The sequence below is a fragment of the Phenylobacterium sp. genome, from assembly GCF_030651755.1.
In the GTDB taxonomy this organism is placed as follows: domain Bacteria; phylum Pseudomonadota; class Alphaproteobacteria; order Caulobacterales; family Caulobacteraceae; genus Phenylobacterium.
Genome location: NZ_JAUSBZ010000103.1, coordinates 1 through 2,244, shown reverse-complemented (window position 1 = coordinate 2,244; position 2,244 = coordinate 1). Strand labels below are relative to the sequence as shown.

Here is a 2,244-nt window from a genome sequence, read left to right as displayed (position 1 = left end):
ATCGCCTACAACATCGTCGGCACCGCCGCCGACATGGAGGAGGTCACTCGGGCCGAGGTGATGAAATACTCCGCCGGCGGCTTCCGCGACTTCACCCGTATCGCCGCGTCGGACCCCACCATGTGGCGCGACATCTTCCTGACCAACAAGGACGCGGTGCTGGAAGTCCTGGGCCGCTTCACCGAGGACCTGCAGGCCCTGTCGCGGGCCATCCGCTGGGGCGAGGGCGACAAGCTCTATGACCTGTTCAGCCGCACTCGCGAAATCCGCCGCGGGGTGATCGAGGCCGGCCAGGAAAGCGCCGAGCCCGACTTCGGCCGCAAGCGGGGCGGCTGATGCCCGGCATGGCCTGGCTCGCCATCGCCATCGTCGCCGAGGTGTTCGCCACCACCGCGCTGAAGGCCTCGGACGGCTTCCGGCATGTCACGCCCTCGCTGATCACCACCCTCGGCTACGGGATCGCCTTCTGGTGCATGTCCCAGGCCATGCGCACCGTGCCCGTGGGCCTGGCCTACGCCATCTGGTCAGGCGTCGGCATCGTCCTGATCACCGCCATCGCCTGGGTTCTCTACCGCCAGCAGATCGACACCGCCGGCCTCATCGGCATCGGCCTGATCCTGGCCGGCGTGGTGGTCATCCAGGTGTTCTCCAAGGCGACGGCTTAGGGCGAAATTCCCCCTCACACCCTCCCCCCAACTCCTCGTCGCCCTCGGGCTTGACCCGACCAAGACGGTTGGGGGGTAGCGAAGGGGCGGTCCGCCCCCCTAACTCAATCCTCCGGCGCGGCCTGGCCGGGCGCGTCCGCCTTCAAGAACTCAGCCGTGGCCTCGATGGCCTCGACCAGGCCCATGCGCTGGATCTCGACGCCGGGCGGCAGGCTGGAGAACAGGCGGGTGGGGGCGGCGGCGTCCAGCATGACGAACACGCCCTTGTCGTCGGCGCGGCGGATCAGGCGGCCGAAGGCCTGGGCGATTCGGCCCCGGGCGATGGAGTCGTCATAGCCCTTGCCGCCGAAACGGACCCGGCGGGCCTTGTGCAGGATGTCCGGACGCGGCCACGGCACCCGATCGAAGACCAGCAGGCGCAGGGACCGACCCGGCACGTCCACCCCATCACGGACGGCGTCGGTGCCCAGCAGGCAGGCGTCCTCCTCAGCCCGGAAGATGTCCACCAGGGCGCCGACCTCGAGGGCGTCCACATGCTGGGCGTAGAGGGCCAGGCCCTTGTCGGCCAGGGGGCCTGCGATGCGCTCATGCACCGCGCGCAGGCGGCGGATGGCGGTGAACAGGCCAAGGCCGCCGCCGCCGGCCGCCAGGAACAGCTCGCGCATGGCCGCAGCCACCTGGCGGGGATCGTCCTTGCCCACATCGGTGACCACGAAGGCCCTCACATTGGCGGCGTAGTCGAAGGGCGAGGCGAGCTTCAGGGTCTTGGGCCGGTCGGGCAGGCGCGCGGCGCCGGTGCGCATCTCGGCAAGCGCAAAGGGATCGTCGAGCCCCGGATCGGCCAGGGTGGCGCTGGTCACCAGCACCCCATGGGCCGGCGCGATGACGGCGTTGGTCAGGGGCTCGGTGGGATCGACCCAATGGCGGCGACAGGCGGCGTCCACCACCCGGCCATAGAGAAAGGTGGCGTCGAACCAGTCGACGAAGTCCGGATCGTCCTCGGCGTCCTCGTCGATGGCCCGCAGCATGGAGCGCCAGGCCGGCAGGGTCATCCGCGCCCGTCGGTCCAGTCCTCGCAGGGCGCCTTCGATCCGCGCCCGCTCGCTGGGGCCGAGCGTCGCGGCCTCGGCGTCCAGCAGGTCTTCCAGGTGGCGGGCGAGCGCCAGCAGGGGCGCCTCGATGCGGGCCAGCGCCGCAGCCGCCTCCCGGGCGGTGTCGCGCACCAGGTCCAGCGCCGGACGGGCGGCGCACTCCATGCCCACCTCCGACGGGGCCGCCCGGGCGCGGAGTTGCTCCAGCACCGCCACCAGAAAGGCCTCGATGGCGCCGATGGGGTTCACCTCGCCGGTGGCTGGCGCGATACGGCCAGACCAGCCCTCGCCGGGCAGGGCGGCGGCGGCGTGCAGGGCCGCGAGCAGGGCGCGCTTGGCCTCATCGGCGTCGCCCAGCACATCCATAAGCCGGGCCTCCAGCCCCCGCCCGCGGCGGCCGCGGCCCTCCGGACCCCGCAGCCAGCGGCGCAGCTCGGCGGCCTCGGCGCCGGAAATGGCGGCGGAAAAGGCGCTGTCGGCGGCCTCGA

3 protein-coding genes are annotated in these 2,244 nt (G+C 72.0%); 2 read left to right on the top strand and 1 reads right to left on the bottom strand.

Going from position 1 to position 2,244, the window contains the following annotated elements:
• The coding region (locus tag Q7V15_RS09770; RefSeq protein WP_304755383.1) for a prephenate dehydrogenase dimerization domain-containing protein at window positions 1–336 on the top strand (336 nt) is incomplete at its 5' end.
• Window positions 336–665 (top strand): multidrug efflux SMR transporter, encoded by a 330-nt coding sequence (locus Q7V15_RS09765; protein WP_304755382.1) that lies wholly within the window; start codon window positions 336–338, stop codon window positions 663–665. The genes Q7V15_RS09770 and Q7V15_RS09765, both read left to right, overlap by 1 nt.
• A gap of 104 nt (window positions 666–769) precedes the next feature.
• Here the strand turns inward: Q7V15_RS09765 and Q7V15_RS09760 are convergent.
• Window positions 770–2,244, bottom strand: a 1,475-nt coding sequence (locus Q7V15_RS09760) for a helicase C-terminal domain-containing protein (protein ID WP_304755381.1), incomplete at its 5' end; no start/stop codon positions are given.